The 15,355-nt window shown below is 52.6% G+C and carries 13 protein-coding genes; 5 read left to right on the forward strand and 8 right to left on the reverse strand.

Annotation, left to right across the window (positions count from 1 at the left end; all coding sequences use genetic code 11):
• Positions 1-21: 21 nt before the first annotated feature.
• Positions 22-1,809, reverse strand: coding sequence for a glyoxylate carboligase (gene gcl, locus P8S54_RS09410; protein WP_281441528.1), 1,788 nt, complete (start codon positions 1,807-1,809; stop codon positions 22-24).
• A gap of 605 nt (positions 1,810-2,414) precedes the next feature.
• Here gcl and P8S54_RS09415 point away from each other — a divergent pair.
• The 3 genes from P8S54_RS09415 (at position 2,415) to P8S54_RS09425 (ending at position 5,625) form a co-directional block, all read left to right on the forward strand.
• On the forward strand, positions 2,415-3,161 hold the full coding sequence (locus tag P8S54_RS09415; protein WP_281441529.1) for an aspartate/glutamate racemase family protein: 747 nt from the start codon (positions 2,415-2,417) through the stop codon (positions 3,159-3,161).
• 162 nt (positions 3,162-3,323) lie between these two features.
• Positions 3,324-4,709: an NCS1 family transporter gene (locus tag P8S54_RS09420; RefSeq protein WP_281441530.1), complete on the forward strand. Its 1,386-nt coding sequence runs from the start codon at positions 3,324-3,326 to the stop codon at positions 4,707-4,709.
• A gap of 118 nt (positions 4,710-4,827) precedes the next feature.
• A complete protein-coding gene (locus tag P8S54_RS09425; protein WP_281441531.1) occupies positions 4,828-5,625 on the forward strand; it encodes an aspartate/glutamate racemase family protein in 798 nt (265 codons plus the stop codon).
• 115 nt (positions 5,626-5,740) lie between these two features.
• On the opposite strand, the gene P8S54_RS09430 is transcribed toward P8S54_RS09425, so the two are convergent.
• From P8S54_RS09430 to uraH, 7 genes are all read right to left on the reverse strand, one after another.
• Positions 5,741-6,229 carry an ureidoglycolate lyase gene (locus tag P8S54_RS09430; RefSeq protein WP_281441532.1) on the reverse strand — a complete coding sequence of 163 codons (489 nt, stop codon included), beginning with the start codon at positions 6,227-6,229 and terminating at the stop codon, positions 5,741-5,743.
• Positions 6,230-6,273: 44 nt separating this feature from the next.
• Positions 6,274-7,110 carry a bifunctional allantoicase/(S)-ureidoglycine aminohydrolase gene (locus tag P8S54_RS09435; protein ID WP_281441533.1) on the reverse strand — a complete coding sequence of 279 codons (837 nt, stop codon included), beginning with the start codon at positions 7,108-7,110 and terminating at the stop codon, positions 6,274-6,276.
• Between the two features lie 50 nt (positions 7,111-7,160).
• Positions 7,161-7,937, reverse strand: coding sequence for an IclR family transcriptional regulator (locus P8S54_RS09440; protein ID WP_281441534.1), 777 nt, complete (start codon positions 7,935-7,937; stop codon positions 7,161-7,163).
• Between the two features lie 3 nt (positions 7,938-7,940).
• The gene (gene puuE / locus P8S54_RS09445) at positions 7,941-8,891 is read right to left on the reverse strand and encodes an allantoinase PuuE (protein ID WP_281441535.1); all 951 of its coding nucleotides are present in this window, start codon (positions 8,889-8,891) and stop codon (positions 7,941-7,943) included.
• A gap of 160 nt (positions 8,892-9,051) precedes the next feature.
• Entirely contained in the window at positions 9,052-9,783 is a 732-nt protein-coding gene (locus tag P8S54_RS09450) for a GntR family transcriptional regulator (protein WP_281444086.1), read from the reverse strand.
• Between the two features lie 175 nt (positions 9,784-9,958).
• Positions 9,959-11,164: a urate hydroxylase PuuD gene (locus P8S54_RS09455; RefSeq protein ID WP_281441536.1), complete on the reverse strand. Its 1,206-nt coding sequence runs from the start codon at positions 11,162-11,164 to the stop codon at positions 9,959-9,961.
• A 78-nt stretch (positions 11,165-11,242) separates the two neighbouring features.
• Complete coding sequence (gene uraH / locus P8S54_RS09460; RefSeq protein WP_281441537.1) at positions 11,243-11,596, reverse strand: hydroxyisourate hydrolase; 354 nt, start codon at positions 11,594-11,596, stop codon at positions 11,243-11,245.
• 460 nt (positions 11,597-12,056) lie between these two features.
• Between uraH and P8S54_RS09465 the strand changes: the two genes are divergently transcribed.
• The gene (locus P8S54_RS09465) at positions 12,057-13,520 is read left to right on the forward strand and encodes a nucleobase:cation symporter-2 family protein (RefSeq protein ID WP_281441538.1); all 1,464 of its coding nucleotides are present in this window, start codon (positions 12,057-12,059) and stop codon (positions 13,518-13,520) included.
• Between the two features lie 166 nt (positions 13,521-13,686).
• A complete protein-coding gene (locus P8S54_RS09470; protein WP_281441539.1) occupies positions 13,687-15,297 on the forward strand; it encodes a methyl-accepting chemotaxis protein in 1,611 nt (536 codons plus the stop codon).
• Positions 15,298-15,355 lie beyond the last annotated feature (58 nt).

A 15,355-nucleotide genomic window follows, 5' to 3' on the forward strand; every position in this document is an offset into this window, starting at 1 on the left:
ACGTCGCGGCCAGGGCATCCTTTAGGTCAAGCTAGCAATAGAGCTCGGCGCATCGGCAACGTTTTCGGCCAGCTCTTCAAACTCGTTAACCCCATCAAGATCGGTACCCATTGAGATGTTGGTCACACGCTCAAGGATGATCTCTACCACTACTGGCACGCGGTGTTCACGCATCAGCTCACGGGCTTTCTCAAGCGTGGGGGCAATATCCTCGGGCTTGAACACACGCAGAGCTTTACAGCCTAGCCCTTCAACAACCGACACATGGTCGACGCCGTACTCAGCGAGTTCCGCTTCTTCATCGGTGTAGTTGATGTTCTTAAACGACAGCTGAACGCAGTAATCCATGTCGAAACCGCGCTGAGCTTGGCGAATCAAGCCAAGGTAGGAGTTATTCACCAGCACATGGATATAGGGCAAGTTAAATTGTGCACCTACCGCCAGCTCTTCGATCATGAACTGGAAGTCATAATCACCAGAAAGACCCACCACTTCAGCCGTAGGGTCTGCGCGGCAGACACCCAGCGCGGCAGGCACTGTCCAGCCTAACGGGCCCGCTTGGCCACAATTGATCCAATGGCGCGGCTTGTAGACGTGCAGGAACTGAGCACCGGCAATTTGCGAAAGCCCAATGGTGCTGATGTAGCGCGCGTTTTTACCAAACACTTTGTTCATTTCTTCGTAAACACGCTGGGGTTTCACCGGCACGTTATCGAAGTGGGTTTTACGCAGCAGCGTACGCTTACGCTCCTGGCACTCTTCAGCCCATGCGCTGCGGTTCTTAAGCTTACCGGCAGCCTTCATTTCGCGAGCGACTTCCAGGAACAGCTCAAGCGCCAGCTTAGCGTCTGACACGATGCCGTAATCAGGCCCGAAGATACGTCCTAACTGGGTTGGCTCAATATCAACATGTACAAATTTTCTGCCTTTTGTATATGTTTCAACGTTACCCGTGTGGCGGTTAGCCCAGCGGTTGCCGATTCCCATCACGAAATCTGAGGCAAGCATGGTAGCGTTGCCATAGCGGTGAGAAGTCTGTAGGCCCACCATACCCGCCATCAGCGGGTGGTCGTCAGGAATCGTGCCCCAGCCCATCAGTGTCGGAATAACCGGCACGCCAGTCAGCTCAGCAAACTCCACCAGCTGCTCGGAGGCATCCGCATTGATGATGCCGCCACCCGCTACCAACAGCGGTTTTTCGGCTTCGTTGAGCATCGTCAGCGCTTTTTCAATCTGGGCACGCGACGCTGACGGCTTGTAAGCCGGAAGCGATTCGTAGGTGTCCGGATCGAACTCGATTTCACTCATCTGAACGTCAATCGGCAGATCAATGAGCACCGGGCCTGGGCGGCTGGAACGCATCAGCTGGAAGGCTTTCTGGAACGCTCGCGGCACTTGGGCAGGTTCCATCACCGTCACAGCCCATTTGGTCACGGGACCGGCAATTGCCTGAATGTCGACGGCCTGGAAATCTTCTTTATGCATCTTGGCACGGGGTGCTTGACCCGTGATGCATAAAATAGGGATGGAGTCGGCGCTGGCGGAATAGAGACCGGTAATCATGTCGGTGCCCGCAGGACCTGACGTACCGATACATACCCCAATATTGCCTGCGATGGTGCGGGTATACCCTTCAGCCATGTGCGACGCGCCTTCTACGTGCCGAGCCAGCACGTGGTCAACGCCACCTACTTTACGCATTGCTGCGTAAAAGGGATTGATCGCGGCGCCCGGCACACCAAAGGCGACGTCTACGCCTTCTTTTTTCAGGACGTGAATGGCGGCTTCTGCAGCTGTCATTTTAGCCATTACAATTTCTCCTCAACAATTGAATACTATTTTTGTATTCATTTTAGTATTTGTTCTTGTATCCAAAGTATGCGCCCAGCGAATCACTGTCAATAATTTATGGAAAATATTTCCATATAATTATTCAAATAAAAAACCAGCCTGACTTCTCACCGACACACATCGCCAACGCCTCATGGCACACGCCTTTCCGCTACAGCCTTAACCGCTGGAATAGATGAAGATTGACGGTATACACCAAAAACTTAGCCACTTAATGCTGTTCATCCTGCTGCGTTACGCGTGTCACTTAGGATTTTCTGAATATTGCAGAGCTTAGTTTTGTCCACTATCAAGCAAAGCAATTCTGCTCAAAAATTGTATACAAAGCATGTTGACAAAGCACTCTCCTTTTGAGGCTAGCGACCATTGTCTAGTACGTTCAAAAAATCACAAAAATTCGAAAATATCTCTAACCACTTGTTTTAAAACACTTATCCACATAATCGGAAGTTTTTATAATGGGTTGCTAGATATACAAAAACAATCTATTTTGTTCACAAGACATTTTATCAATGTTCACAAAAATACCATTCATTGTTTTCAAAAAAGAGGGGAGTACTGCCATGCATATACGCGTCATCAACCCTAATACGACTGCCGGAATGACAACAAAAATTGGCGAGGCTGCAAGCCGTATCGCTGCGACGGGAACCCGCATCTCAGCTACCCAGCCCGACGACGGACCCGTCTCTATTGAGAGCCACTTTGACGAAGCAATTAGCGCTGTAGGCGTATTAGAAGAAGTGCTGGCTGGAGAGCGACAAGGCGTCGACGCCTACGTTATTGCCTGTTTTGGTGATCCAGGATTGTTGGCAGCCCGTGAACTGACCCGAGCACCGGTAATCGGCATCGCCGAGGCCGCCTTCCACATGGCCAGCCTGATCAGCACACGGTTTTCAATTGTTACTACGTTGGGGCGTACCGGCATCATCGCCGAGCATCTTCTTGAGCAATATGGCTTTCGTCATCACTGCCGCCGAGTGCGCGCCGCGGAGATTCCTGTGCTGGATTTAGAAAAGGACGGGGACGCTGCACTAAACCGACTCATAGATGAGTGCCGCCGCGCCCGTGATGAGGATGACATCGGCGCCATTGTACTGGGCTGCGGCGGTATGGCCGATCTCACCGATGAAATTGCACGGGAAGTAGGCCTGCCCGTGATAGAAGGCGTCACCGCCGCCATCAAGCTGACCGAGGCGCTGGTAGGGCTGGGGCTAGGCACCAGCAAGCACGGCGACTTGGATTTCCCGCGCCCCAAAGCCTTTACTGGGCGGTTCTCACACCTTTCGGAGCTACAACCACGGCGCTAAACCCAGCAACGTACTGTCGCGATACGCCAGCACAACGAAAAACCTAACACATCGATCATGCCGCAAGCCCAACCCCTGGCGCTTTAACCCCAGGGCATAACAACGACAACGACAACGACAACGACAACGATAACATCAAGAAATGACTTGCGAGGAAGCACAATGAGCCATTCCAAACTAACACCCTCTACGGCCAGTACGGATTCCCCTCCATCCAGCCAGGCAGGCGCCCATGCCGGCACTAAGGCGCCCGGGGAGGAGTCACTTGCTCCCCAACAGACCCGCATTATGGGCATCCCTTCTTATTTTCTAGCTTGGTTCGGCGGCTGCGTGTCAATCGGCACCTTCGCCATGGGCTCCAGCGTGGTTGGCACATTGAACCTGATCCAAGCAACCTTGGCCATCGCCATCGGCTGTTTTGTGATCGGTATCGCTCTAGCCATTAATGGTGCCGCCGGTTACAAATACGGCATCCCGTTCATGGTTCAGGCACGAAGCGCCTTCGGCTTCGCGGGTACTCGCATTCCTGGCCTAGTGCGCGCAGTGCCCGCTATCGTCTGGTACGGCTTCCAAAGCTGGATCGGCGCTGGCGCTCTGAACATGGTATCGACGACGCTGTTCGGCTTCGACAACCTAGTGTTCTACTTCATCACCTTTCAGTTTCTGCAGATTGGTCTATCGGTGATGGGCTTCCAAGGCATCAAGTGGCTGGAGAATATCGGTAGCGGCTTCATCCTCGCCTCATTGGCATATATGTTTTACGTCACCGTTCAGCGCTACGGCGATGAACTCTCTGCCAACCTGCTGACCATGGAAGGCTCTTGGGGCTTACCCTTCTGGGGTGCCACCATGCTCTTTCTGGGCATTTACAGCACCATGATGCTCAACGTCAGCGACTACGCCCGTGAACACAAACACGGCACCAAACCCGGCCTGCTGGCCACTATTTATGCTATGTCAATCCTGCCCTGCACCATGTTCATGGGGTTGATCGGCTTTATGGTCTCTGAAGCTACCGGTACTGCTGACCCCATTCAGGTCTTCACCAATGCCGTGGACAACACGCCACTGTTAATGGCCACCCTGTTATTTATTGCCTTTGCTCAGGTCACTACCAATGTACTCAACAACGTGGTGCCGCCTACCTATGTGTTGATGGACGTCTTCAAAATGAAGTTTCGCACCGCCACCATACTGGTGGGGCTACTAGCATTCGCCACCTTCCCCTGGAAACTCGTACAACCTGACTCCGCCGCTGGCCTTCAACTCTTTGTGCAGACCTACTCGGCGTTCCTCGGCCCCATCTTCGCCATCCTGGTGGTGGATTACTACATCATTCGTCGCCGCACATTGGACCTTAGCAAGTTATATGACGAGGCGGGTCCCTATCAGGGTTTCAACTACGCGGCACTGATCGCCACCCTGGTAGGCATTGTTGCCGCGCTCACCTTCTCAGCCGTCTCCTGGTACGCAAGCCTGATCCCTGCAGGCCTCACCTACTACTTGCTGATGAAGCACTGGGCACCCTGCCAGCGTTTCCGTCAGTAAGCCCCACTGTGCCCGGCAACTGCCGGGCACCGTATCGCGCTCGATAAGAGCAACAGATAGCCAATGCATCTCCCACTTTCTATAACAACAAACTAATAGTTTCGCGGAAGTTTCCACCATGATCCCATTTCCATCAAAATCATCTCTTGTCCAGCTCACCACCGGCAGCCTATTAAGTCTCTTCTTGTTACCCTCCCTCTCTCAAGCCGGTCAGGAGACCGACATGACGGCATCGAACCCTGTTAATACGGCAAAGACCATCATTCTCATCAACCCCAACTCGAATGCTCAAGCCACGCGCTCAATGGCCGACCTCGCCCGACTGGAAACCAAAGGTGTAGCGACGGTGGAAGAGCGCAGTAACCTATCGGCCCCAGCGCTTCTCACGACACCTCAGGACATGATCAATGCTGCTCCAGGTGTTGTGGCCATAGGTATCGAAGCCGCCAAGGACGAGAACGTTGCCGCCATTATTGTGTCGGCGTTTAGCGATCCAGGTCTTGAAGAACTGCGTGCTGAGGTCAATATCCCAGTATTCGGGATTGGCGAGGAAGTGTTTCATGAAGCCGCTCGTAATGGCCGAGCGTTTGGCATCGTTACTATCACGCCAGATAAAAGTCTGATCGAATCATTCCGGCAAAAAGCCGCTTCATTGGGCTACGAGCATTTATACCGCGGTGTCAGGGTCACGCCTGGAGACCCCACAGAACTGGTTCAATCCCCTGACACATTGGATGCCGCACTAGCCGAAGCTGTTAAGGCATCGGTCGAAAATGACGCGGCGCAGGCTGTCATAATGGGAGGGGGACCTCTGTCGGCTTCCGCTATCCGGCTGCAGCCCGAATTTGATGTTCCGCTCGTGGTGGCAGTCAATGCTGCTGCCCGAGCTGCGGTCAACGCCATTCAAGCTGAATAAGCGAACCTTATTGTTCAACACATTATTGTTTAATAAATCATCGCTTAACAGAAGTTACAGCACCCTCTAAATAGAGGGTGCTGTAACTACAACGTCAGTATCTTTATACAATCAGTTAGCCAAACGTCACACGACATTCCAGCGGGTATTCAAGGCAGTTATTGCCTTCTCCACCACGGTCCACCACCAAGAAACGCCCCTCACGCTCTAGCACCGACTGGATCGCATGCCACGTACCGGCGTGGTAGTTAACGCCTTGATGGCCATCGGTCACAAACGCGCGAACATCTTGGCTATCAATCGTTTCGCCCTTGGGCGCCACCACCACGATAAAGCGCTCTTCATACAGCGGTATAAAGGCTTGGCTGCCGAGCGGGTGGCATTCGAGAAAGTCTAGCGCCAGGGGTATCTCAACCGGCTGACTCACAAAGATATTGATCAGCGCTCGGGCGTCTTCACCCAAGGTTTCTACGCGCGCTAGGTCGTGATAACGCCGCGTGCGTCCGGCATTGATAGGAAAGTAATCCGCCGTACGCGTATCAATCACGTCACCAAAGGGCGCAAAGGCTTCGGGTGTTAAAGGCTGTGCTTTTAATTCCAGCATTGCTGGCTCCTAAGTGTGTATCAACCGCACTGTTATTTAACGCCTTAGCGCGGGCCAACGCCGCCTAATTTCATGTGGCGGTTAACGTCTTTGTAAAGCAAATAGCGGAACGGTCCTGGACCACCGGCGTAACACGCCTGAGGGCAGAAAGCACGCAGCCACATAAAGTCGCCGGCCTCAACCTCTACCCAGTTCTGGTTCAGGTGATAGACCGCCTTCCCTTCTAGCACGTAAAGCCCATGCTCCATGACGTGTGTTTCATCGAAGGGAATCACTGCGCCGGGCTGGAAGGTCACGATATTGACGTGCATGTCATGGCGAATGTCTGCAGGGTCGACAAAGCGCGTGGTTACCCACTTTTCATCAGTGCCCGGCATCGCCGTTGGCTCGATATCGTTCTCATTGGTGACGAAAGGCGCTGGCACGTCAATGCCTTCAACCTGCTCGTAGGCTTTACGCACCCAGTGAAAACGCACCGGTGCGTCAGACGTGTTATGCGCTTCCCAGCGGGTACCAGGAGGCAAAAAGGCATAACCACCGGGCTGCATCACGTGCTTCTCGCCCTTCAAGGTAAGCGTTAACTCCCCTTCAACGATGAACAGCACACCTTCCGCCGCGGGATCAGGCTCTGGCTTCTCACTGCCGCCACCGGGGGAGACTTCCATAATGTATTGGGAGAACGTTTCAGCAAAACCCGACAGAGGCCGTGACAACACCCACAGGCGCGTTTTATCCCAAAAAGGTAGGTTACTGGTCACGATGTCACGCATGACCCCTTTGGGTATCACTGCGTAGGCTTCAGTAAATACGGCGCGGTCCGACAGCAATTGTGTTTGTGCCGGATGCCCCCCTTGCGGAGCGTAGTAGTTGCGCTTGGTCATTATCTTTCCTTTTGTCATTAATATATTGCTATGGCATCCACTCAGTCGGCTTAACCGTGGCCTAGCATGCTTGAAATATTCGCTGCGGCCTCAGCCACCCGCTCCTGCAGCTGACCGTGGGCATCTTCGGGAATCTCGTGCACCGGCACCATAATGCTGACAACGCCCTCCATCGCCCCGTCTTGGTTATAGAGCGGATAGACAATCGAAGAGATACCAAAATGAAAATAAGAGTCGGCGATGACATAGCCTCGGCGGCGGTCTTCTTGCACTAGCTCCCACAACGCATCACGATTCGCTGGCGTGCCTGGCTTGTTGTCTAACAACTCACCGGAGGGATAAAGCGTCTCAAACTCTTCATAGGAGAGTTCGGCCAATAGCATCCGCCCCAACCCTGTGCGGTGTAGAGGTAAACGTGTGCCGACACTCACGCGGCGGACGGTAGCGTTTGTTGCCCCCACCCGCGCGACATAGACAGCGTCGCGACCATCGCGAATCGCGATATGACTTGAGCAACCGGTGACTTCGCACAGCGCCTCTATCACCGGCTGCCCCACTTGAACGACATCCAGCGACGCCACGTACTCAAAGCCCAACCGAAGCACATTGACGCCAAGCGAATACAATCCCGTTACCGGGTGGTGGCGTAAAAACCCCATGTGCTCAAGCGTCTGTACCGTTCGGTAGGTCGTCGACTGGGGAAAACCGACACGCTTGACGATTTCGGCGAAACTCATCTCACGGTGATGTCGGTTTAGCTCCATTAAAATCATCAGCCCCCGCTCTAGCGCGGGAATCAGCCGCTGCTGCTCATCCTTGACCCTCATGGCTCACCTGCTCTCTTCAGAACGGGCTTCAAAGCGGGCGGGGTGGTGCTCAGCCCAGTGACGCGCAATATCAACACGCCGGGTCACCCAGACACGGTCATGGGCTTCAATATGATCAAGGAAGCGCTGTAGCGCGCGGAAGCGCCCGGGGCGGCCTATCAAGCGGCAGTGCAAGCCAATCGAGAGCATCTTCGGCGCGTCATCACCTTCGGCGTATAGGACATCGAAGGCATCGCGCAAATAACTAAAGAAGTGATCTGCGGTGTTAAAGCCCTGGGGTGACGCAAAGCGCATATCGTTGGAGTCCAACGTATAAGGCACCACTAAATGAGTGTGGGTATCACCCTGACTATCCTGCTCCCGCGTCCAGAACGGTAGGTCATCACCGTAATAGTCGCTGTCATACAGGAAGCCGCCCTGATCGAGCACCAAACGGCGCGTATTGGGGCTGTCGCGACCGGTATACCAGCCCAAGGGTTTTTCGCCGTAAAGCGTCTGGAAAACCTCAATAGCGCGCTGCATGTGCTCACGCTCTACTGCTTCTGGCACTTCTTGGTAGTTAATCCAGCGATACCCATGGCAGGCGATCTCGTGGCCCAGCTCTTTGAACGCATGGGCAACCTCGGGGTGGCGCTCCAACGCCATGGCCACACCAAAAACCGTCAGCGGCAGGCCGCGCCGTTCAAATTCACGCAAAATACGCCACACGCCACTGCGCGAACCATACTCATAGATTGATTCCATGCTTAGGTGACGGTCGGGAAAGGCAGGGGCGCCCAGTATTTCAGAAAGGAACTGCTCGGAGCCGGTATCGCCGTGCAGTACTGAATTCTCTCCCCCCTCTTCGTAATTCAGCACAAATTGAACGGCAATTTTCGCCTTGCCGGGCCAGTTAGCATGAGGAGGGGTTCGGCCGTAGCCGACCAGATCACGAGGGTAATCAGGCGAATACATGATGTAAGTCCCTTGTTGAAGACAGCATGCCGGTAAGAAACCAAAGCATTACCGATAGTTTTTGTATACAACAACAAGATAAACTGTACTCATATTTAGCGCAAGTGCTTAGCTGAACCTCCGCAACTACACATAAATTTCAACGCTGCTGCGCTTATTTTTAAGACGTTATTCCAAATATTTGGTGAAAATCAGGCGCAAACGAGGACTCCTCTAAAAAAGAGAGTGACGACTCAATCTCATCTAAGTGGTGTTGCATAAATGCCCTGGCTTTTTCACCCTCGCCTGCGGCTAAGTAATCAATCAGGTCATCATGATCATGGGACTCACACCCCAAATGTCCCGCACTCCCATAGACGGCAAGAATCAATGATGAACGCGAGCAGAGCTGGCTAACGAAGGCAGCTAAAGTAGCATTACCCGAAAGCTGCGCCAGGCGTTCATGAAAGGCCGCTGACAACTGGATTGCCGTGCTCTGCTCTCCCGCCTTAAGTGCCTTATGTTCACGCTTAGCCATCTCGCGCAATTCAAGAACATCTTGCGGGGTAATATGAAGCGCTGCCTCAGGCATCAAGCCACACTCCACCATCTTGCGAGCAGCAAATACATCGCGCGCTTCTGCGGCCGTAGGCCGGGTAACGCTAGCGCCACGCCGCGGGGTAATCGTGACCAGTTGTTCCATCGCCAAACGCTGCAGAATTTTGCGTATACCCGTCCGGCTGATATTAAACACTTCCGTTAGGGCGTCCTCTCGAAGCCTAGCGCCTGGATGCAGCTGCTGCTTGATAATAGCGTCACTAATCGCCCGGTAAATGACCTCATGACGCTCAGCGCCATCCCCGTTTTTACCTAAACGCTTGGGGCGTGCCTTCTCTAAACTGCTTAAACTCAACTTTTGCTCCACGATAGATCACCTTATATGCCTCACTTGTTCTCTATTGTATACGTATTAAGGGGTGACTTTCATCGCACGAAGTACAATGCGAAAAACAGCCCATTAAAAAGCCCACAGCCTGCCGAATGGCAGGCTGTGGGCGTCACTACAACCAACACGTTACGCTAAACGGTTACTCCGACCAGGCTTGAATCACTGCCCGCTCTTCGTCCGTCATATTGGTCATGTTGCCAAGCGGCATGTAGCCACTCTGCACCACTTGCTGAATCCTCTCTTTCTGGAGCAGAATTTGCTCCATATCGTCATACACTACGCCAGCAGGGGGAGCTGAGAAACCGGGCTGCGTCGGCGACTGCGAGTGGCATGCCACACAGTGCTGATTAATCAGTGTGGTTACTTCGGTGATATCTGGGGCATCACCTTCTATCTGAGCGCCAGAAGATGCTGTTTGAGACGGCATCGCCACCCAAAACGCCACCAGGATCAGCGCAACACCCACCACTGGGTAAGCTGGCTGTATCTTGCCCTGATGCATCAGGACGAAGTATTGACGAATCAGCGCACCCGCAAAGATGAACAGCGTCATCAGCACCCAAGCGTACTCATGGGTATAAGCAAAAGAGTAGTGGTTGCTGATCATCAGCAGCACCACGGGCAGGGTAAAGTAAGTGTTATGGACTGAACGCTGCTTACCGCGCTTACCGTCAAGTGGGTTCGGTGCTTCGCCAGCCTTCATCGCTTTTACCATGCGACGCTGACCAGGGATGATCCAAAAGAAGACGTTCGCCGACATCGCGGTGGCCATGACCGCGCCGGTGAGCAGAAAAGCTGCGCGGCCTGAGAACATCTGAGTACTCAAGTAGGCAACCACGATCATCATGACCGCCACGCCGATACTCAAGAGACCATCCCGTTCCATGTTCGGGCTGATGCGCTTACACATCTCATTATAAACAACCCAACCCAGCAGCAGGAATGCCAGGGCCAGGATATTGGCCTCCCAGCCAGCCAAATTGGCGGCCCACTCCCAGCTACTGTTGGGGTTCACCAGATAGAAACCTGGGTTGACCATATACAGAATAATGAACAGAGCAAAACCGGAGAGCCAAGTGGTGTAAGCCTTCCAGAATGACCAGTGCAGATCATCCGGCAGCTTTTCCGGGCTAGTGGCGTATTTTTGGTTATGGTAGAAACCGCCACCATGCACGGCCCACATTTCACCAAACACACCTTTTTTCCGGCAATTTTCGTCTTTAGGCTTTTTCAGCCCGTTATCCAGCATTACAAAATAGATAGACTCGCCTATCCAGGCGATTGCAGCGATGACATGTAGCCAGCGCAGCATAAAGTTTCCAAATTCAATTAGGTAGGCCTGCATCGGGGTTTCCTCGCCTCGTATGATTGTTTTAGGGCGGCTATATAAGCATTGTTAGGGGATTTTCTAAACGAACGGTGTTTAGCTGCCGCGGTAAGTCGAGTAAGCATAGGGTGAAAGCAGTAGCGGCACATGATAGTGCTGCGACGCGTCGTTCACCCCGAAACGCAGCGGGATAACGTCTAGAAAGCTGGGTGCTTGCAGCTCTATTCCCTGACGCTTTAAATAGTCGCCAGCATGAAACACCAGCTCATACTCACCTGTGACCAGCTCACTGCCTTCCAGTATCGGCGCATCACAACGGCCGTCATCATTAGTCTCAACGGTCTTAAGAAGCTGGCGAAGCCCGCCTCCTAAACGGTAAACCTCGATTTTGATACCTTCTCCAGGCTGTCCCTGGGCGGTATCTAGTACGTGTGTCGTAAGGCGTCCCATCAGTTTCTCCTGAGGCTGTCTAACGAAGCCGCTGTAAGCGGCATATCAGTGGCAAAAGCGTAGCGGGGATAAAAATCTCAGCATCCCAGAACATACTGACAACATTTTTATATAATTACTCGCAACATTTCAAAGATTTTTTGTATACATTTTGCTTTTAAGCTTTAATCTTGGCCTGGTAGTCACCCAAATCCCTGCAACAGCGCCCATTTCCTTCCTGACTCTCGCTACTGCTCGATGAGTAGCCCGTGTCAAACGCGTCATTCTGGGATGTATGGGGTGATCCAGCATCAAAAACAGCGATGCTGGAATCCTTTTGTCGACATTTCAGTACTAGAAAAAAATACAAATATATTCTGCAATAATATTTATTATTGAATAATTTTTTGTGTACAGTACTGATCAACAATAACGACAATAGCTAAACGCTATTGAATACAAAAACAAAGGAGAAGCAGATATGAATGAAGCCTCATCCTCTTCCGAACAACGAAATCAACCGCCCCAGCGCAACACCTCGCTCTTTGATTTCTATGGAAAACCGCCATTTCTGAAGGCCCTTCCCCTATCGCTCCAGCACCTTCTGGCGATGATTGCCGGTGTCATTACGCCGCCCATTATCGTTGCCGGCGTAGTGGGTGCGAGCATAGACGAAAGATTGCTGCTTATTCAGATTGCCGTGCTGGCATCTGGGGTATGTACCGTTTTTCACCTGTTCGGTGTGTGGAAATTTGGTGCCCGCTTGCCAGCAATTTTCGGCGTGGGGTTTGCCTACGTACCAACGTTAGTCGCCGTAGGCGCTCAGTACGGTATTGAAGGGATTCTTGGCGCGCAGCTGATTGGCGGCATGACCATGGTCGTAGTGGGTTATTTCATCCAGTACATTCGTCACCTCTTTCCGCCCGTTGTTGCTGGAACCGTGGTGTTGGTTATCGGCCTTTCGCTTTACGATATTGCCATCCGCTACATGGCGGGCAGCGGTAACGTGAACGACCCCAATTTTGGCGACCTTTCCAACTGGTTCGTAGCGATAGTCACGCTACTTACCGTATTGATTGCTGCTCAGTTCGGTAAAGGCGTGGTTAAGCTTTCTGCCATCATCGTGGGTATCGTGGTGGGCTACTTGCTCTCGCTCTCCATGGGCATGGTCAGCTTCGAGAATGTTAGGAACGCTTCCTGGGGCGCGGTACCCAAAGTGATGCCTTTCGAGATGGAGTTTCACACAGCCGCTATCGCTTCCATGGTTGTCATCTGCATCATTAACTCTGTACAAACTATCGGCGACTTGTCAGCAACGTCTGTCGCGGGCATGAACCGCGAGCTTAAAACTAAAGAGCTCACCGGCGGCTTACTGGGTAATGGTCTAACCACCACCCTAAGTGCTTTCTTTGGCGCGTTACCCACCTCTACGTTTAGCCAAAACGTGGGTATTGTTGCAATGACCAAGGTGATTAGCCGTTACGTCTTGGCATTGACCGGCATCTTCATGATTGTGGCCGGCCTTAGCCCGAAGTTTGGCGCTATCATCACCACCATTCCCTTCCCTGTGCTGGGTGGTGCAACGATTACCGTCTTCGGCATGATCACCATGACCGGCATTCAGCTACTGGTCAAAGATGAAATGTCCGCGCGCAACATGACCATCGTGGGCCTCTCTCTGGCACTAAGCCTAGGGATCTCTGCTGTTCCCGCCGCTATTGAGCAGTTCCCGGAAGTAGTGAGAGACCTGATTGGCGGCGCCCCTATTGTGGTAGCAGCCATCACGGCCTTCACACTCAATATCGTACTGCCCAAGAAGTCTCTTTCAGACGAAGCCAAGGAGCGAGAAGCCATTGCCAAAGCGGATGCAGAAGCAGAAGCGGCTAAAGCGGAAAGCACCAAACTGAGCCAAAAGCTCTCCCCAAATAACGGCAGCGCCGATTAAGTAACGTGACACAAATCCTGGGTAACAAAAGGTTATGACGACTTAATCACTGCCTGTAATCGCTCATAAGTGCGCAACAAAACTTATGCAATAGAACTGCTGCACTCGTCGGCAGTTCTATTTTGCGTTTATGGTCATCCTCCTACGGCTCAACTTAGGAATACCGATGCGTTTACTAGACAATATGACGTTAAGAATGAGCTGGACGCTGGTGCTACTCTCTTTCTTGCTTATGCTGCTTGTGCTTAGCGGCACAGGGCTTTATGCCGTCAACCACAGCCAACAAAGCCTTGAGCAGCTCACTAATGTCAATGTTAACCAGCAGTCTAGCCTCAACCGAACTAACTCTACGCTACAAAGCGCACGCCTTGGCATGGCACGACTCTATGAAGAGTTAGTTGAGCCGCAAACAGCGCTAGGCGCTGAAGAGAGGCAACAGCGCGCTGCTGAGCTGCGTAGCTCGCTCAACACGGCCCAAGAAGTGTTTTCAAACTTCCTTAAGCTCCCCGCCAACCCTGCCCACGAGGCGGTCATTTCGCCTATCGCCGTAAGCTTCGATGCGCTGCTGGAAGAGCATCTTTTACGGCAAGTCACTGCACTTCAGCAGGGCGATGCGGCTGCTTACCGCGAACAGCGTGATGCCGCTTACCAGGCTTATAGCGCTTTCTATCAAGATGCCATCGGCTTTTTTCATCGGGTAGAAGATGAAGGTAACGAACGGCTGGCGAATTTTGACTCGGTTATCAGTCTTTCCACTATGACTATCATTACTGTCTTCATCATCGCGCTGATGGTTACCGTGGTGGTTTACTGGGGTGTAGGCGCTAATCTGATACGCCCCATGCACCGTATTACCGACCATTTTCAAAGCATGGCGGAAGGCGATCTTTCAAGAGACGTGGAAACCCGTGGTCGAAATGAAATCGGCGTGCTTTTCGCTTCTCTACGCCATATGCAGCAAAGTTTGCTCGGCACCGTGACCACCGTTCGGGAAAGCAGTAGCGAGGTCTTTACCAGTGCCCAGGAAATCGCCAAAAATAACCAAAATCTTGCCGCGCGCACTGAGCGCCAGTCCGCCTCTTTAACGCAAACTGCGTCCAGTATTGAGGAAATGACTTCGACTATGGAGCGCAATAGCGAGAACACGACTCAAGCAAGACAAGTCGCTCGTGAAGCAGCAAACAGTGCGGATCAAGGCGGCAGTGTGGTCAATGACGTCATTAGCCATATGCACAAAATCCGCGAAAGTTCGCAGAAAATCACCGATATCATCAAGCTCATTGACTCCATTGCCTTCCAGACCAATATTCTCGCGCTCAATGCGTCAGTAGAAGCGGCACGCGCCGGAGAGCATGGCCGCGGCTTTGCCGTCGTGGCAAGCGAAGTACGCCAGCTAGCGACCCGCAGCGCTAGCGCCTCAACGGAGATTCGAAAGCTGATCGAAACATCGGTCAACATGGTAGAAGCTGGCACGCAACAGGCGGATAAAGCAGGCGAAACCATGGCGCAAATCATGTCCTCGGTAACCCAGGTCACCACGTTAATGGATGAGATATCTGTCGCAACCGAAGAACAACGCGCGGGAATTCGAGAAGTTAATGTCGCCGCTAACGATATGGATCAAACCAATCAGCAAAATGCAGCGATGGTCGAACAAGCCAGTTCGGCCGCCATTGAGCTTCAGCACGAAGCTGAGCGCCTAACGTCTATTGTCGCTCGGTTTAAGCTCAATGAAGAGTTACCGCTGCTAACATCGCACGCTAGCCACGCCCACTAACGCTATTTATTAACGACGTGCCAAAAGCACAACACCACTAAAGAAAAAGTCACGTGAG

Origin of the sequence: Halomonas sp. M1 (assembly GCF_029581375.1) — a bacterium.
Taxonomy (GTDB): Bacteria; Pseudomonadota; Gammaproteobacteria; order Pseudomonadales; family Halomonadaceae; genus Vreelandella.

Excerpts from the sequence above, each read along its gene's own strand:
- gcl (WP_281441528.1), bottom strand. The coding sequence starts at position 1,809 with ATGGCTAAAATGACAGCTGCAGAAGCCGCCATTCACGTCCTGAAAAAA.
- P8S54_RS09415 (WP_281441529.1), top strand. The coding sequence starts at position 2,415 with ATGCATATACGCGTCATCAACCCTAATACGACTGCCGGAATGACAACA.
- P8S54_RS09420 (WP_281441530.1), top strand. The coding sequence starts at position 3,324 with ATGAGCCATTCCAAACTAACACCCTCTACGGCCAGTACGGATTCCCCT.
- P8S54_RS09425 (WP_281441531.1), top strand. The coding sequence starts at position 4,828 with ATGATCCCATTTCCATCAAAATCATCTCTTGTCCAGCTCACCACCGGC.
- P8S54_RS09430 (WP_281441532.1), bottom strand. The coding sequence starts at position 6,229 with ATGCTGGAATTAAAAGCACAGCCTTTAACACCCGAAGCCTTTGCGCCC.
- P8S54_RS09435 (WP_281441533.1), bottom strand. The coding sequence starts at position 7,110 with ATGACCAAGCGCAACTACTACGCTCCGCAAGGGGGGCATCCGGCACAA.
- P8S54_RS09440 (WP_281441534.1), bottom strand. The coding sequence starts at position 7,937 with ATGAGGGTCAAGGATGAGCAGCAGCGGCTGATTCCCGCGCTAGAGCGG.
- puuE (WP_281441535.1), bottom strand. The coding sequence starts at position 8,891 with ATGTATTCGCCTGATTACCCTCGTGATCTGGTCGGCTACGGCCGAACC.
- P8S54_RS09455 (WP_281441536.1), bottom strand. The coding sequence starts at position 11,164 with ATGCAGGCCTACCTAATTGAATTTGGAAACTTTATGCTGCGCTGGCTA.
- uraH (WP_281441537.1), bottom strand. The coding sequence starts at position 11,596 with ATGGGACGCCTTACGACACACGTACTAGATACCGCCCAGGGACAGCCT.
- P8S54_RS09465 (WP_281441538.1), top strand. The coding sequence starts at position 12,057 with ATGAATGAAGCCTCATCCTCTTCCGAACAACGAAATCAACCGCCCCAG.
- P8S54_RS09470 (WP_281441539.1), top strand. The coding sequence starts at position 13,687 with ATGCGTTTACTAGACAATATGACGTTAAGAATGAGCTGGACGCTGGTG.